General features: G+C 45.5%; 18 protein-coding genes. 12 read left to right on the top strand and 6 right to left on the bottom strand.

The window, feature by feature from the left end; all coding sequences use genetic code 11:
* The first annotated feature begins 75 nt into the window (after positions 1-75).
* The 5 genes from QUA27_RS19940 (at position 76) to QUA27_RS19920 (ending at position 3,895) form a co-directional block, all read left to right on the top strand.
* The gene (locus tag QUA27_RS19940) at positions 76-564 is read left to right on the top strand and encodes a helix-turn-helix domain-containing protein (RefSeq protein WP_333069946.1); all 489 of its coding nucleotides are present in this window, start codon (positions 76-78) and stop codon (positions 562-564) included.
* Between the two features lie 30 nt (positions 565-594).
* Positions 595-735 carry a hypothetical protein gene (locus tag QUA27_RS19935; protein ID WP_333069945.1) on the top strand — a complete coding sequence of 47 codons (141 nt, stop codon included), beginning with the start codon at positions 595-597 and terminating at the stop codon, positions 733-735.
* A gap of 62 nt (positions 736-797) precedes the next feature.
* A complete protein-coding gene (locus tag QUA27_RS19930; protein ID WP_333069943.1) occupies positions 798-1,091 on the top strand; it encodes a zeta toxin family protein in 294 nt (97 codons plus the stop codon).
* Between the two features lie 356 nt (positions 1,092-1,447).
* Positions 1,448-2,386 (top strand): UDP-glucuronic acid decarboxylase family protein, encoded by a 939-nt coding sequence (locus tag QUA27_RS19925; protein ID WP_333069941.1) that lies wholly within the window; start codon positions 1,448-1,450, stop codon positions 2,384-2,386.
* Between the two features lie 120 nt (positions 2,387-2,506).
* Positions 2,507-3,895, top strand: a complete 1,389-nt coding sequence (locus QUA27_RS19920) for a UDP-glucose dehydrogenase family protein (protein WP_333069940.1) — start codon at positions 2,507-2,509, stop codon at positions 3,893-3,895.
* Between the two features lie 108 nt (positions 3,896-4,003).
* On the opposite strand, the gene QUA27_RS19915 is transcribed toward QUA27_RS19920, so the two are convergent.
* Positions 4,004-4,474: a hypothetical protein gene (locus QUA27_RS19915; protein ID WP_333069939.1), complete on the bottom strand. Its 471-nt coding sequence runs from the start codon at positions 4,472-4,474 to the stop codon at positions 4,004-4,006.
* Positions 4,475-4,640: 166 nt separating this feature from the next.
* Here QUA27_RS19915 and QUA27_RS19910 point away from each other — a divergent pair, with 166 nt between their 5' ends.
* Entirely contained in the window at positions 4,641-4,859 is a 219-nt protein-coding gene (locus QUA27_RS19910; RefSeq protein WP_006632503.1) for a helix-turn-helix domain-containing protein, read from the top strand.
* A gap of 125 nt (positions 4,860-4,984) precedes the next feature.
* Positions 4,985-7,168, top strand: coding sequence for a polyphosphate kinase 1 (gene ppk1, locus QUA27_RS19905; RefSeq protein WP_333069938.1), 2,184 nt, complete (start codon positions 4,985-4,987; stop codon positions 7,166-7,168).
* A 191-nt stretch (positions 7,169-7,359) separates the two neighbouring features.
* On the opposite strand, the gene QUA27_RS19900 is transcribed toward ppk1, so the two are convergent.
* Both QUA27_RS19900 and QUA27_RS19895 read right to left on the bottom strand, forming a co-directional pair.
* The gene (locus tag QUA27_RS19900) at positions 7,360-7,530 is read right to left on the bottom strand and encodes a hypothetical protein (RefSeq protein WP_015176488.1); all 171 of its coding nucleotides are present in this window, start codon (positions 7,528-7,530) and stop codon (positions 7,360-7,362) included.
* 202 nt (positions 7,531-7,732) lie between these two features.
* Positions 7,733-7,993: a hypothetical protein gene (locus QUA27_RS19895; RefSeq protein WP_006632500.1), complete on the bottom strand. Its 261-nt coding sequence runs from the start codon at positions 7,991-7,993 to the stop codon at positions 7,733-7,735.
* Between the two features lie 9 nt (positions 7,994-8,002).
* On the opposite strand from QUA27_RS19895, the gene QUA27_RS19890 reads away from it, so the two are divergent.
* From QUA27_RS19890 to QUA27_RS19875, 4 genes are all read left to right on the top strand, one after another.
* A complete protein-coding gene (locus QUA27_RS19890) occupies positions 8,003-8,149 on the top strand; it encodes a hypothetical protein (protein WP_190657804.1) in 147 nt (48 codons plus the stop codon).
* Between the two features lie 164 nt (positions 8,150-8,313).
* Positions 8,314-8,865 carry a DUF2854 domain-containing protein gene (locus QUA27_RS19885; RefSeq protein WP_333069937.1) on the top strand — a complete coding sequence of 184 codons (552 nt, stop codon included), beginning with the start codon at positions 8,314-8,316 and terminating at the stop codon, positions 8,863-8,865.
* Positions 8,866-9,072: 207 nt separating this feature from the next.
* Complete coding sequence (locus QUA27_RS19880) at positions 9,073-10,143, top strand: FAD-dependent monooxygenase (protein WP_333069936.1); 1,071 nt, start codon at positions 9,073-9,075, stop codon at positions 10,141-10,143.
* Positions 10,144-10,281: 138 nt separating this feature from the next.
* On the top strand, positions 10,282-10,773 hold the full coding sequence (locus QUA27_RS19875) for a DUF3598 family protein (RefSeq protein ID WP_333069935.1): 492 nt from the start codon (positions 10,282-10,284) through the stop codon (positions 10,771-10,773).
* A gap of 80 nt (positions 10,774-10,853) precedes the next feature.
* Here QUA27_RS19875 and QUA27_RS19870 read toward each other — a convergent pair whose 3' ends face one another.
* Both QUA27_RS19870 and exaC read right to left on the bottom strand, forming a co-directional pair.
* On the bottom strand, positions 10,854-11,198 hold the full coding sequence (locus QUA27_RS19870; RefSeq protein WP_333069934.1) for a DUF779 domain-containing protein: 345 nt from the start codon (positions 11,196-11,198) through the stop codon (positions 10,854-10,856).
* A 313-nt stretch (positions 11,199-11,511) separates the two neighbouring features.
* Positions 11,512-13,032, bottom strand: coding sequence for an acetaldehyde dehydrogenase ExaC (gene exaC, locus QUA27_RS19865; RefSeq protein WP_333069933.1), 1,521 nt, complete (start codon positions 13,030-13,032; stop codon positions 11,512-11,514).
* Positions 13,033-13,316: 284 nt separating this feature from the next.
* Here exaC and QUA27_RS19860 point away from each other — a divergent pair, with 284 nt between their 5' ends.
* On the top strand, positions 13,317-14,081 hold the full coding sequence (locus QUA27_RS19860) for an iron-sulfur binding domain-containing protein (RefSeq protein ID WP_333069932.1): 765 nt from the start codon (positions 13,317-13,319) through the stop codon (positions 14,079-14,081).
* 156 nt (positions 14,082-14,237) lie between these two features.
* Here QUA27_RS19860 and QUA27_RS19855 read toward each other — a convergent pair.
* Positions 14,238-14,472 (bottom strand): hypothetical protein (locus tag QUA27_RS19855; RefSeq protein WP_333069931.1); only part of this gene is annotated, 235 nt, incomplete at its 5' end.

The raw sequence follows: 14,472 nt of genomic DNA, 5'->3' as shown, positions 1-14,472 counted from the left end.
CTGAGTCTGGCAATAAGCTGATACTCATCAGGAGTTATGTTAGAATTCCATCAGGAAATTTAGAGACACCCATCTATGGCATCCACAAACGATCGCTTCGTCGAAGCCGAAAGCCGCTGGGACTTAAAAACTCTGTACTCGGACTTGGCCGCCGTTAAGGGAAAACCTCTCACCCCCGTAGAAAAGCTGCATCTGCGGGGGTTGCTTTGTGGCTACAGTCCCGCTGAAATCGCCGAAAAGCTGCAAAAGAATCCCAAGGGTGTTGAAACTGACCTGTGTGCCACTATTTATAAATACGTTAAAGCCTTTGTGGCTAAAGGCATTGAAAAAATAGAAAACTGGAGAAATATTGCTGAATGGCTTGAGGATGCTGGATATAAAACTAAGCCACCTGCTAAATTACCTATTCAAAACGGTTTATCTGAAAATAGTAAAGTTAATGTAAGCAATATAACGTTTGAGAACAATCAAATAACAATTGATGTTTTCCTACAAATAACTGTACCGCTACCTTCAGAACTCTCAATACAAAATCTAGACATCAACGATAACAACGGTAACTAAAATTTTGCCACTATTCAACAGATTGGTAGCGTGAAGCGACTAAAATCAGGAAGCGCGATCGCCTTTACGGACTCAAGCAACAACCTCAGCAATAAAATTGTTCTTACTATTATGCCAAATATTTACATTATTGGCGGCCCTAACGGTTCAGGTCAAACTACAGTTCCCTGAGATTATTACCCTATTTTTTAGAAGGTTTTGAATATGTAAATGCAGATGTGATCGCCGCCGGAATGTCCCAATTCAATCCAGAGTCAGTCGCCATCCTCGCAGGACGCTTAATGATACAAAGACTGCGAACTTTATCAGACTCTGACACAGATTTCGCCTTCGAGACAACTTTAGCCGATCGTAACTTTGGTCGATTCTTGAGAAACGGTAAAACTAAAGGCTACACAATCAACCTAATTTACTTGTGGCTGCAATCTCCAGAAATCGCAATTGAACGGGTGCAACGCAGGATTGAAAGTGGCGGACATTCTATTGCCGAGATCGACATAATTTCTCTCATATTGCTTTTCAGATAAATCGACCCTGGTTTTTTCAAATAAGCCCGTGAAGCGCAGCTATCCCCTAGCGCATCGCCCAACCTCAGACCGAAGTCATCAAATAACCAATAACCGCTAACAAATAATATAAGTAATGTCAAGAGTGTTTTTTCGGAAATATTAAAGCTTAAATAAAAATTGCTACCGACATTGGCGAATTATAGCACTTTGTTCAAAGTATTTGAAAATGCTAAGTTAATTAAAGATTTTATAAAAGTGACGCATAAGCCTTTACATTGTCGATCGCAATTTTGTTATTCTATTAGAAAGTTTCATTCACTCAACTGAATTTTTGTACCCCAGTCCTACCCCTAAACAGAACGGCAGTTTCCACAATGAGAATTTTAGTCACAGGCGGTGCGGGTTTCCTCGGTTCCCACCTAATCGATCGCTTAATGGCCCAAGGACATGAGGTAGTCTGCCTGGATAATTTTTACACCGGGACTAAACGCAATATCCTTAAATGGCTGGACAACCCGTATTTTGAGTTGATCCGCCACGACATCACGGAACCGATTCGGTTAGAGGTAGATCAGATTTACCATCTGGCCTGTCCTGCTTCCCCCATACACTATCAGTACAACCCTGTCAAGACCATTAAAACAAATGTCATCGGCACGATGAATATGTTGGGATTGGCAAAACGGGTAAAAGCAAGATTCTTTCTCGCTTCCACTTCCGAAGTGTACGGAGATCCTGATGTCCATCCGCAAACAGAAGATTATCGCGGCAACGTTAATTGTATCGGAATTCGCAGTTGCTATGACGAAGGGAAGCGAGTAGCTGAAACCTTATCTTTTGATTACCACCGTCAAAATGGGGTAGACATTCGAGTTGTGCGAATCTTCAATACTTACGGCCCTCGGATGTTGGAAAATGACGGCAGAGTAGTGAGCAACTTTATTGCTCAAGCTTTGCGGAATCAACCGCTGACTGTATACGGCGACGGTTCCCAAACACGTAGTTTTTGCTACGTTTCTGATTTGGTGGAAGGATTTATTCGTTTGATGAATAGCGACAAAATCGGGCCGATGAATTTGGGGAATCCCGGCGAATACACGATTTTGGAACTGGCACAAAAAATTCAAAACACAATTAATCCTGGTGCTGAAATTATCTTTAAACCGCTGCCGGAAGACGACCCCAAACAGCGACAACCGGATATTACTCGTGCTAAGACTTGGTTGGGGTGGGAGCCAACTGTGCCGCTGGATAAAGGTTTAGAGTTGACTATAAAGGATTTTCGCGATCGCATCGAGGGAAACCAAAACTAGAGACTGAGAGAAGGGGAGACTGGGAGAGTGGGGCAAATAACAAATCTTCCTTATTCCCAATTCCCAATTCCCAATTCTCGATTGCAATCTAATTTTTTTACTAACTTTGAGGACATTTGTATGCATGTTTGCGTCATCGGTACAGGATATGTTGGCTTAGTCACCGGCACTTGTTTGGCCCACATCGGCCACCACGTGATTTGCGTAGACAATAACGAAGAAAAAGTTAAATTAATGAAGTCTGGACAGTCGCCTATTTTTGAGCCCGGACTGTCTGAATTAATGTCCTCTGCATCGGCGTCGGGCAATCTAGAATTTACTTCGGATTTAGCAGCAGGAGTGGCTCACGGAGACATTTTGTTTATTGCCGTGGGGACGCCTCCTTTGCCTACTGGGGAAAGCGATACTCGCTACGTGGAAGCGGTTGCTCGTGGAATTGGAGCTCACCTCGACGGCGATTACAAAGTCATTGTCAATAAATCTACGGTGCCCATCGGTTCTGGGGACTGGGTGCGGAGGATTGTCCTCGACGGTTTGGCGGAACGTCAAAAAGCTCAAACCAATGATGTGGCTACGGGTGAGGAAGTAGCCGCAAAAAAAGGTGTGGTATTTGATGTGGTTAGCAACCCGGAGTTTTTGCGGGAGGGCTGTGCTGTTTTCGATACTTTTAATCCCGATCGCATTGTTCTCGGCAGCAACTCTCGGCGGGCTATGGATATGATGCTACAGTTATATCGGCCGATTGTCGATCGCAAGTTTGCAGAAAATCCGTCTCTGCCAGAGGTTCCTGTGGTGATGACTGATATCAGTTCAGCGGAGATGATTAAGTACGCAGCTAATGCTTTTTTGGCTACGAAGATTAGCTTTATTAATGAAGTTGCTAATATTTGCGATCGGGTTGGTGCAGATGTTAGTCAAGTTGCCCGAGGTATCGGTTTAGATTCACGGATTGGCAACAAGTTTCTGCAAGCTGGCATTGGTTGGGGCGGTTCTTGTTTCCCCAAAGATGTCTCGGCTTTAGTTCACACTGCTGACGATTACGGCTACGAGGCGCATTTGCTGAAAGCGGCGGTGGAAGTTAACGAACGCCAGCGGTTGATTGCTATTGAAAAGTTGCAACAAGTTTTGAAGATTCTCAAAGGTAAAACAGTCGGACTTTTGGGTTTAACTTTCAAGCCGGATACTGACGATTTGCGAGATGCTCCAGCGCTAAATTTAATCGACAATTTGAATCGGTTGGGAGCGAAAGTTAAAGCTTACGATCCGATTGTTTCTCAAACTGGGATGCGTCACGGTTTGTCGGGAGTTTTGGTAGAAACCGATCCGGAAAGACTGGCCGACGGTTGCGATGCTTTGGTGTTGGTGACTGACTGGGAACAGTTTCGTAACTTAGATTACGAGAAAATGGCGAAGTTGATGAATCATCCGGTGATGATAGATGGCCGCAATTTCTTAGACAAAAAGGCTTTAGAAGCGGCTGGTTTCCAATATGTGGGGATTGGAAGGTAAAGAAGAGTTTTGATTGAGTAGAATCTCTATTTTGTAGGGTGCGCATTGCGCACCTTACATTTATCTTGCTGGTGGCCAACAATCGCGGGTTTACTCGCCCCGACTGCTTTAAAAATTCTCCATCAATGTTTTTTCTTGAGCGTAAACATCTCGTAGCTGTTGCAGTGCTGAGGCAGAAATTACCGATTTAACTGTAGCTACTAATTGGCCCCACTCAAGCAAGCTGTCAACTGAAACAGTAGTTTTGAAATTATACGTATAGAATTTAGTCCAAAATTCTGGTGCTTGTGTCCGTTTCCAGCGTTTGTACCATGCGACAAAATCGGGAGCAGAGGGCGGTTTTACTTCTAGAATTGGCGGAAAATCGGCGTAGCTGACAAATCGACTGAGGCCTTTGGCATGAACGTAAACTACGTTGTGGCAGCATTCGATCCGGTAGATCTGTTCGGGTGATATGTTGAACAGGAGTGCCACTGTTTCTTCGGAGACAAATCTCGATCGCGGATTGACGATCGACGATTTGTGAATAATTTTTGATGCGCCGATCGCTGACGATCTTAGCTGATTTTCTGATATCATTGTAGTTGCATCTGGTGGTAGTAGGTAAATCTATCTCTGCTAAGTGCGATCGACATAAATTATCTGTCGGAATTAATTTTAACTGGCGATCGTCTTTAGTTTGCAGACCGGGGGCGATCGCTTTTTGATATATTATACTAAATCCAAAATTTTGTAAATAGTGAATATGAGCAAAGGCTTAGTCAGATTGCGGGTTCGAGAGTTGGCTGCCGAGAAGGGATGGACGCTCAAGGAAGTTGCGGAGCGATCGGGCGTGGGCTACAGTACGATTAGCAATTATGCCCGTTCTCAGGGTATGGCAATGGTTGACTTTGCAGCAGTCCACAAGTTAGCTCGAACTTTTGATGTGATGATTGAGGATTTCGTGGTAATCCTCGAAAAATAGTTGAAAGTTTTGCCTAAATTCAATGTTTGAGCGATAGACCAAAAGCAGATGCGAACAAATCCTTTAACCTACAATACTATTTCTAGAGATGCCATCACCGAGCCTCCCAAAGAGTCCCTCAAACCATGCCCAAGCCAAAAAAGACCCCTGCCAAAACCTACACTGAAATCAACCTCAGCGATCCTCAATATTACTTCAACCGAGAACAAAGCTGGCTAGAATTCAACAACCGGGTGCTCCACGAAGCCCTCGACCCCCGCACGCCCCTCCTAGAAAGACTTAAATTTCTCGCTATTTTTAGCTCCAACCTAGACGAATATTTTATGGTGCGCGTGGGCGCTCTCAAACAACAAGTACACGCAAAAGTCAGCAAATTGACCTCCGACGGCAGCACGCCTCAACAACAGCTAGATGCCATTAACAAGCGGCTTTTGCCGATGGTTACTCAGCAGCACTCGTATTTTGAGCAAACCCTGCGGCCGAAACTAGCAGCAAGCGAAATCTACATTCTCGACTACATTGACCTCAATCAAGAACAGCGCAATTACTTGCACCGCTACTTCAAAGAACAAGTATTTCCCGTACTCACTCCCCTAGCAGTTGACCCCAGCCACCCATTCCCCTACCTTTCCAATCTCAGCCTCAATTTAGCAGTAGTAGTCAGAGACCCCGACACGCGGGAAGAATTGTTTGCCCGCGTCAAAGTACCGCAGGTTTTGCCAAGGTTTTTGCCGCTGCCGGGGGATTTGCAGTGGCAGCAGAGGGGCAAATCTCCTGTTTGGACTGGCGTGCCCCTAGAACAGGTGATTGCCCACAATTTAGAAGCTTTGTTTCCGGGGATGGACGTTGAGGAATATCACCCGTTCCGCATTACTCGCAATTCCGATTTGACGGTGGAGGAAGATGAGGCAGAGGATTTGCTGCTGGCAATAGAACAGGAGCTCCGCAAGCGCCGGTTTGGAGGTTCTGCGGTGCGGATGGAAATTCAAGCGATTATGCCACCTGCGCTGCGAGATATGCTGATGGAGGAGCTGGATCTCGGTGAGCAAGATGTTTACGTCGTAGAGGGGCTGCTAGGCCTCAAGGATTTGATGTCTTTTGTGGGGTTGCCGGTGCCGGAACTGAAAGACCCGCCTTGGACTCCGGTTGTGCCGCCGCGCTTGCGGAACTCGGAATCGGCAAGGATTTTAGAGAAATCGATGTTGAATGCTGAGGATGGTGAGGATATTTTCACGACCATCCGCCAGGGGGATTTGATGCTGCACCATCCCTATCACTCGTTTGCGGCGACGGTACAACGGTTTATTACTGAGGCGGCGCACGATCGCTCCGTGTTAGCGATTAAGATGACTTTATACCGCACTTCTGGAGATTCGCCGATCGTCAGCGCCTTAATTCAAGCAGCGGAAAACGGCAAGCAGGTAGCCGTTTTAGTAGAGCTCAAAGCTAGGTTTGACGAAGAAAATAATATTAATTGGGCTCGCAAGTTAGAACAAGCTGGAGTCCACGTAGTTTATGGTTTGGTGGGACTCAAAACCCACACCAAAATTGTGATGGTAGTGCGTCGCGAGGACGGGTACATCCGCCGCTACGTCCACATCGGCACCGGCAATTACAATCCCAAAACAGCCGGACTGTATACGGATGTGGGTTTGTTGAGTTGTCGCGAGGATTTGGGATCGGATTTGGCGGATTTGTTTAATTATTTGACTGGTTATTCCCGGCAGGTATCTTATCGCAAATTATTGGTGGCACCTGTCAATATGCGCGATCGATTTTTAGCTTTAATCCGCCGCGAGGCAGAATTTTGCCGCTTGCAGGCCGAAGGCGGCAGCGGTAGCTGTGGCCGCATTGTCGCTAAAATGAACGCTTTAGTTGACCCTCAAATCATTGTTGCTTTGTACGAAGCTTCGCAAGCGGGAGTTAAAATTGATTTGATTATTCGGGGGATTTGCTGTTTGCGTCCCGGCGTTGAAGGTGTTAGCGAAAATATCCGAGTTATCAGTATTATCGGTCGCTTTTTAGAGCATTCTCGGATGTTTTATTTTTACAACGGTGGCGACGAAGAGGTGTATATTGGTTCTGCCGACTGGATGCAGCGCAATCTCACCAGACGGGTTGAGGCGATCGTTCAGGTGGAAGATCCGACAATTGCTAAGGAATTGCAAGAAATTTTGGGTGTAATGCTGGCTGACAACCGCCAAGCTTGGGATTTGCAGCCGGGAGGACACTACTCTCAGCGGCGGCCGCCTGCTAATTGCCCAGAAGTGAGCTCTCAGCAAATTTTGATGGATATGGTGATGAATTAGTCAGTTGTCAGTTGTCAGTTGTCAAATTTGCAGTTAGCAGTGGCCGGTTCTTGTTAGCTATTAAGCTGTACGGCATTTAATTTTAACTTTTTGGACGGGCAAGATCCCCACCCCACGAGATTTTTACTAACATAACTATGCAAATTAAATCCGCGACAACTAATGACCACTGACAACTGACTTCTGACTGGTTAACTGTTAAAAGTACGCTTGAATTCTTCTAAGAGATCGTCAATTTCTTCAATCGCCTGACTCACATCTATTCTCAGGGCTCCCAAGTCCGATCGATCTAACAGCCTAACGAGGGATTCTCGCTTGCTCTCTATCTCTGCTACGCGCTCTTTGATTGTTTGTGCATCCATGGTTTTTTGCCTTTGCTACTATTAACAAAAATATTTGAGATTCTCCCCTGCGAACAGACGGAGATTCTTAATTCACCGACATACCTTTATGGGCAAATCCTTCACTGTTTTTATATGGGAAGTGATGAACCTGCTCAGGGTTTTTGGGTCTGTGTTATAGTTTGATTGTACATCAAAACTTCCCCCAAACTTCAGCCAAATTTTAGCGCAAAAAAGGCGGACGTTTGGTATCTGCGGGTTTATTTTTCATCATTCCAGCTAAAAATCGCTTCAGGGCCTTCTCCCGGTTTTTCATAAAAGCAGCCCAAAATCCCGGTTGATATTCATCCATCGTCTTGGCTAGGGCCCAGACATCGATCGCTAAGATATTATAAAGCCTTTCATCTTCGCGTTTGAGCGAGTTAATCTGCTCCAAAACCGCCTTGTTTGCTCCAGCAGTTTGTTTGTCTTCGTCTTTAATCATGTCCGAAAAATGGTTGAAAGGGCAAGAGTGTCGATCGCGATCGCCACTCTGTATACTTTGATGATACTGCCGATCTCGATTGCCTTCTGGAACCAACGCCGCGCAATTAACACGGATATTTACCGATGGCGTGCCCGGGCGAGTCCGGCAGGATAAGCTTCTGAACCTAGAGACAAGACTGTGGATGCACACCGCTCCCGCGCTCATAGATGCTAGCAGTTTTTGCAGGTCTTTTGGCAAAAAAACTAAATTTATTCAAGACTTTTTGACAGATAATAATTAAAGTATATTATTTCTGTCCGACTACTTACCTGACTAATATGTTACGCAAAATTTCTTTAGCAAACCTAGCCTTAGTTGTTGGCGGTATTATAGCAGCAGTCGGTTTCGGAGCCTACTTCACAGACAGACCTACCCTGAACCTAGCCGGTTTTTTTTATGGAATTCCGCTATTGCTGGGAGGTTTGGCTCTGAAAGCGGCCGAACTCGAACCAGTGGATTTCACCGAACCTACCTCTGCTGAAGTTCTCCTCCTGCGAGAAAGTCAGGCCACAGATACTCAAAACCAAGTCCGCAAAGATGTCACCCGATTTCGCTACGGCCAACAAGCGCACTTAGATGATGCTTTGGAGCGCCTGGGCCTGGCCCCAACAGACGAGGAACGGCCCCTCCTGCAAGGGTTGCGGGAAGTTAATGTTGATGGTGCTTATGGGTTAATTCTAGAGTTTTATTCGCCGCTAATGCCGATAGACTTATGGGAAGAAAAGCAAGACAAAATAGCAACTTTTTTTGGACCGGGTTTGCGCGCACAAGTGACTCAAAAGCCAGGTGACAAAATTGAAGTGGCTCTCATTAAAAATACTCAAGCTTAAAGTAGTCTTAAGTTTTGAGTGAATTTTGAAGTCATCAATTAAAAATTAACCCTGCATCAGCTTAGATACTGATTTTAGCGGCAGCTTGAAACCTGTCGCTATCAACATAAACTAAATCCGCAATTGGGCGATCGTGCAAATTAGATTTTCCTTAATTACAATAGTGGTTGATAACCGATCGGCAATCTTAAATCAGGAGAAGCACAAATGGTTTCGTCCCAAAGTAGGATAGGTATTATCGGCGCCGGAACATCAGGAGCTTATCTAGCAATTCTGCTGATTCAACAAGGGTTTCAAGTTGACTTGTTTGAAAAAGCACCCCACCCGCGCACCGATGGCTGTGGTATCCTGATCGTACAAGCAGGTATGCAAGCACTTCATCAAGGCAACCCTGAAATAACCGAAAAAATTATCAACTCAGGCGATCCGGTTAAACTATTCGAGTTTCGCAACCTCCGCGGCGGTGTCATCAATTCCGAACCCGTCACCTACGAAGAAAATGAACTCCCAGGAATGCTGGTACACCGCAAAGCTATTCTAGAAGCACTCTTCGACAAGTTACCCCCTGACTCTATTCATTTTAATGCGGAATTAGCATCGATCGCCCAAACCGATCGCAGTGCGATCGCCCACTTCAAAGATGGCCGTAAATGGGAAGGCGATCTTTTAATTGGTGCCGATGGAATCGTCTCAAAAGTTCGTCAGTATATAGTTCCAGGTGTTGAACTATTCTATTTAGGCGATATCGTCTGGCGAGGAATTGTCGAAGATCGCAGCTTCTGTCCCGAAGGAAACTTTTTTGTTTATGTACGCGGCCGGGGAATTTATGCCAACTTCTTTCACATTGGTGGAGGTCGCACTCATTGGGGTTTCTTTATTGAAAAAGAGCGCACTGACTCCGAAATTGGGAAACTCCAACCTAATAATATTACCATTCCTCCCCAAGAACTAGCCAAACTCCCAGAGGATGCGCGAAAAGTAATTGAATCAACCCCTGTGGAAAATATTGTCTGTCGTTTTTCCTATGACATTGACCCCCTACCAAAAATCTATGATGGTCGTGTTATCTTAATTGGAGATGCGGCCCACGCCAAAAGTTCCACACGCGCTAGAGGTATGACTTCCGGTTGGGAAGATGGTCTGTGTTTAGCACAACATCTCAGAGATAGTGCTAACATTGCCGAAGCGCTAGAAAATTTTCAAGCTGAAAGATTACCTATTGTCCACGAATATCAACGCACTAGCCGCGAAATGAGTCTGAAAATAGGCCGTCGTTAGCCCAATTTCAATCATCCTGTATGGGCGGGTTCGCCAATAACTTTAAAGGGTGCAGACAGGTTAAAAAAAACTGCCCCCACCCACAAAAGAACCCTTTTAAGTTTGGACAATTTTTTTATATAAACCGGAGGCTAATTAATGAATAACGATTTGGGAATTCATGAAGATACCGTCAACCCTCTAAACTCTCCTGATTTAGAGAAAGTACCGGAAATTTTCATACGTCAGATTGGTACTTGGAAAGGCGAATTTATTAAGACTGATACTCGCGGACATTTTTTTCGCAGCTTTTTGTGTACTATAAGCATCGCGATTGAGGGGAGTCACCACCGACACGTTAACAACTATGAATACTCAGATGGTTCTCGCCTTCAGCTAAATTTTCAAGGTGAATATGAAAATCGGATTCTGAAATTATTTTCTAACAGTTATCCTGATTTTTCGGGGGTCGCGTGGGATGCGGGTCAGGACATTATGTGCTTTCGGTCAACAAAAACTGAGGGTAACGCACTGATTACTTTTGTAGAAACAATCACTTTAGTGTCAGACAATCACCGAGTTCGTAGCACTCAAATTTTTAAAGATGGCATTTTTGACGGCACTGCATTTATTGAGGAAAGGCGTATATAAGTAAGCCCGCCTCAAAAAAACGATTGCCAACTTCTTTAAAAAGTAGGCAATCTAACATATCTCGCGTTTTCAAGAATTAATTAATCAGCATTGACAAACAAGCGGGAACGAGTAATAAAACGTTCTCCATCCGGCCCTTCCAGGGAAAAATCGCTGCCTCCTGGCCCCGATGCCACGTCTATAATTAACTGCGTGTGCTGCCAATATTCGTATTGCTGGGCTGCAATATAAAAGGGACAACCGCCTATTTCGCCCAGCAATACGTCACCATCACCGATTATCAATTCGCCATCGGGAAAGCACATGGGGGAACTACCGTCGCAGCAGCCACCGGATTGGTGAAACATCAATTCTCCGTGTTGAGTTTTGAGATAGTTGATTAATTTTAAAGCCGCTTCTGTTGCGGTGACTTTTGCAGTTTCCATTGCAGTCTGTTTAGAACAATCTCTAGTTATTATATCAATTCTCCGTGTTGAGTTTTGAGATAGTTGATTAATTTTAAAGCCGCTTCTGTTGCGGTGACTTTTGCAGTTTCCATTGCAGTCTGTTTAGAACAATCTCTAGTTATTATTATGAGGTTGTATGAAGCTGTCGGCCATCTAAATTGTATTTTTGGGCGGGCGGGACACACCACAAGCAGAAAATGCACTCTTTGTGGAACAGGCAAGATGCCTGTTCCTGACAAAATTTAATAGTTGAAGGACTTTAGTCATCATTACAAACCAATGAGTGAAAACTTTAGAAAAAACCTAAAGCTTTCGGGCTGTAACTGACTAACAAATTCTTAGTTTGCTGGTAGTGATCTAACATCATTTTGTGATTTTCGCGACCGATACCAGATGATTTGTAGCCGCCGAATGCTGCGTGCGCGGGATACAAATGATAGCAGTTTGTCCACACGCGGCCTGCTTGAACGGCGCGGCCCATGCGGTAGGCGGTGTTTATGTCGCGAGTCCAAACTCCGGCACCTAAACCGTAGAGAGTATCGTTGGCAATTTCTAATGCTTCGGCTTCGTCTTTGAAGGTGGTGACTGCTAATACTGGGCCGAAGATTTCTTCTTGGAAAATACGCATTTTGTTGTTTCCTTTGAAGACTGTCGGCTGGAAATAATACCCGTCTTGCAAGTCGCCGGATAAGATGTTTCTTTCGCCGCCAATCAGGCATTCTGCGCCTTCGGCGTGACCGATTTTGACGTATTCGGCGATTTTTTCCATCTGGTTGACGGAGACTTGCGCGCCGAGGGCGGTTGTCGGATCTAAGGGGTTGTCTTGTTTGATTTGGCGGATGCGATCGATCGCCCTTTCCATGAATAGATCGTAGATTGACTCCTGAATTAAGGCGCGGGAGGGACAGGTACACACTTCGCCTTGATTGAAGGCAAACATGACTAATCCTTCCACTGCTTTGTCGAGGAATTCATCATCTTGGGCGCAGATATCTTCAAAGAAAATGTTGGGGGATTTGCCGCCTAATTCTAGGGTAACGGGGATGACATTTTGGGAGGCGTATTGCATGATTAGCCTGCCGGTGGTGGTTTCGCCGGTGAAGGCGACTTTGGCAATCCGGGGACTGGTGGCGAGGGTTTTGCCGATTTCGGCGCCCGGCCCGTTAATGACGTTGATTGCGCCGTCTGGTACTAAGTCGGCGATGATTTCCATCAGTACCAAGATTGAGGCGGGGGTGGGGCCTGCTGGTTTGAGGACGACGCAGTTGCCGGCGGCGAGGGCTGGGGCGAGTTTCCAAGCGGCCATTAATATCGGGAAGTTCCAGGGGATGATTTGTCCGATGACGCCTAGGGGTTCGTGGAAGTGGTAGGCGACGGTGGTTTCGTCGAGTTCGCCGATCGATCCTTCTTGAGCTCGGATGCAGCTTGCGAAGTAGCGGAAATGGTCGATCGCCAGCGGTATGTCTGCGAGGCGGGTTTCGCGAATTGGTTTACCGTTGTCCCAGGTTTCGGCGATGGCGAGGCGATCGAGGTTTTCTTCGATGCGATCGGCTATTTTGTGTAAAACCCGCGCCCTATCGGCTGGGGAAGTCTTACCCCACTTGTCTTTCGCGGCGTGGGCGGCATCCAGTGCCAATTCTACATCCTCCGCGCTCGATCGGGGGATTTGACAAATTGATTTTCCTGTAATTGGAGAAAGGTTTTCCGAGTATTTTCCTTTCACCGGTGGCACCCACTGGCCGCCGATAAAGTTGTCGTAGCGAGGTTGAAAAATCGACTGACTGCCGGATTGAACAGGTGCTGCTACTACCATTTTATTACCTGATTAAAATTTGTTTTTGCGAACTATCGAAAGAAATCTGTTGAATATCAACTATCGTCTATCCTCTGGCATTTTTGTTCGTTAATATACAAAATTTTACATTTTTCAAATATTTGAAATCAAAGTTGTTTCTAGGTTCCGGGGTCGGGCGGGTAGTTAATAAGATTTTTTTATAAACCGCAGAGGACGCCGAGTACGCAGAGGAAGAGAATAACGAGAGCATAAAAAGATATTTTTACAAATTATTTAAATCTGCTAATATAGAGATATAAACTTTGCAATTTATCAAAAGTACCAATCAAATGCCTGCCTTAAATACCGTTGTTTTTTCTTCCGATATTGAGCCTGGGTCAAAGCATTTAGACGCTGCTAAAATCCGGTGGTTTCAACGCCGCCTGAAAGCTTGGGCCCGGCAGAATTTCCGTGATTTTCCTTGGCGGCGCACCTGCGACCCCTACGCGATTTTGGTGGCGGAGTTGTTGCTGCAAAAGACTACTGCCGCTACAGTGGCTCCGATTTATCAAGAATTTGTCGATCGATATCCGACTCTCTCGGATTTAGCGGTCGCGCCTGCTGCGGAAGTTGCTAGTTTGTTGCAGCCTTTGGGTCTTTTTTTTCGGGCGCAAAAGCTGCGGGAATCGGTGCTGGTTATCTTAGAAAATTATCAGGGAAATGTTCCCCGCACGGAAGCTCAGTTGCTGGAACTTCCCGGAGTTGGCAAGTACATTGCGAGATCGGTTTGCGCTAATGCTTTCGGACAGCCAAAAGCGGTGCTCGATACGAATGTTGCTCGGATTTTGCAGCGTTTTTTTGGAATTGACGGCGGTAAGGTAAAATCGCGATCGCCCGAACTTTGGGAAGCCGCAGAACGAGTCGCTCCCAAACAGCAAGTCGGGCCCTGGAATTTGGGTTTGCTGGACTTCGGGGCGGCAGTTTGCACCGCAAGAAACCCCCGCTGCGGCGAGTGTCCGCTGCAACAGCAGTGCGAGTACAAAATTAGCAGCGAAGTCAATTCTAGGCTCATTCCCGAACTCAGTTGACAAATTTTGTGCAGTTATTGTAGGGGCGGTTCAAAACAATTTCTGACTCAAACCAACAATCTCAAAAACCCGCCCCACTCACTGTAAATACTATTAATTAACTGTGCCACAGCGGAAGTTATATCCGAAATTTAGTTTAGTACCTTTACCAGGTTGCTAAAAACACTTTAACTCTCTTTTTTGCGAACCTACAATTATCCGAAATCTGAGAATAATTTTTGACAAAATTGCTGGTTCTGCCAACCAACAATGCAGCAGAAAGTGGCGTTGTGAGATATTGGCTAATTCCCATATCGTTATCAGCAACCTCAATATATAGCGTTTTTCACAGCTATGAGGTACACTTAGTAAAGTAAAACTATTGAGAGGAAAATCATCAATGCAACCGTAT

This window comes from Microcoleus harperi Pol14_C6 (assembly GCF_036701295.1).
In the GTDB taxonomy this organism is placed as follows: domain Bacteria; phylum Cyanobacteriota; class Cyanobacteriia; order Cyanobacteriales; family Microcoleaceae; genus Microcoleus.
Note: the sequence above shows the minus strand (reverse complement) of the source record. Positions and strands in the feature narration are given on the sequence as shown.

What these genes read in the sequence shown, in the direction of transcription:
- exaC (WP_333069933.1), bottom strand. Translation starts at nt 13,032, where the DNA reads ATGGTAGTAGCAGCACCTGTTCAATCCGGCAGTCAGTCGATTTTTCAA.
- QUA27_RS19930 (WP_333069943.1), top strand. Translation starts at nt 798, where the DNA reads ATGTCCCAATTCAATCCAGAGTCAGTCGCCATCCTCGCAGGACGCTTA.
- QUA27_RS19895 (WP_006632500.1), bottom strand. Translation starts at nt 7,993, where the DNA reads ATGATTAAAGACGAAGACAAACAAACTGCTGGAGCAAACAAGGCGGTT.
- QUA27_RS19890 (WP_190657804.1), top strand. Translation starts at nt 8,003, where the DNA reads ATGGTTGAAAGGGCAAGAGTGTCGATCGCGATCGCCACTCTGTATACT.
- ppk1 (WP_333069938.1), top strand. Translation starts at nt 4,985, where the DNA reads ATGCCCAAGCCAAAAAAGACCCCTGCCAAAACCTACACTGAAATCAAC.
- QUA27_RS19915 (WP_333069939.1), bottom strand. Translation starts at nt 4,474, where the DNA reads ATGATATCAGAAAATCAGCTAAGATCGTCAGCGATCGGCGCATCAAAA.
- QUA27_RS19875 (WP_333069935.1), top strand. Translation starts at nt 10,282, where the DNA reads ATGAATAACGATTTGGGAATTCATGAAGATACCGTCAACCCTCTAAAC.
- QUA27_RS19940 (WP_333069946.1), top strand. Translation starts at nt 76, where the DNA reads ATGGCATCCACAAACGATCGCTTCGTCGAAGCCGAAAGCCGCTGGGAC.
- QUA27_RS19920 (WP_333069940.1), top strand. Translation starts at nt 2,507, where the DNA reads ATGCATGTTTGCGTCATCGGTACAGGATATGTTGGCTTAGTCACCGGC.
- QUA27_RS19925 (WP_333069941.1), top strand. Translation starts at nt 1,448, where the DNA reads ATGAGAATTTTAGTCACAGGCGGTGCGGGTTTCCTCGGTTCCCACCTA.
- QUA27_RS19900 (WP_015176488.1), bottom strand. Translation starts at nt 7,530, where the DNA reads ATGGATGCACAAACAATCAAAGAGCGCGTAGCAGAGATAGAGAGCAAG.
- QUA27_RS19910 (WP_006632503.1), top strand. Translation starts at nt 4,641, where the DNA reads ATGAGCAAAGGCTTAGTCAGATTGCGGGTTCGAGAGTTGGCTGCCGAG.
- QUA27_RS19870 (WP_333069934.1), bottom strand. Translation starts at nt 11,198, where the DNA reads ATGGAAACTGCAAAAGTCACCGCAACAGAAGCGGCTTTAAAATTAATC.
- QUA27_RS19885 (WP_333069937.1), top strand. Translation starts at nt 8,314, where the DNA reads ATGTTACGCAAAATTTCTTTAGCAAACCTAGCCTTAGTTGTTGGCGGT.
- QUA27_RS19880 (WP_333069936.1), top strand. Translation starts at nt 9,073, where the DNA reads ATGGTTTCGTCCCAAAGTAGGATAGGTATTATCGGCGCCGGAACATCA.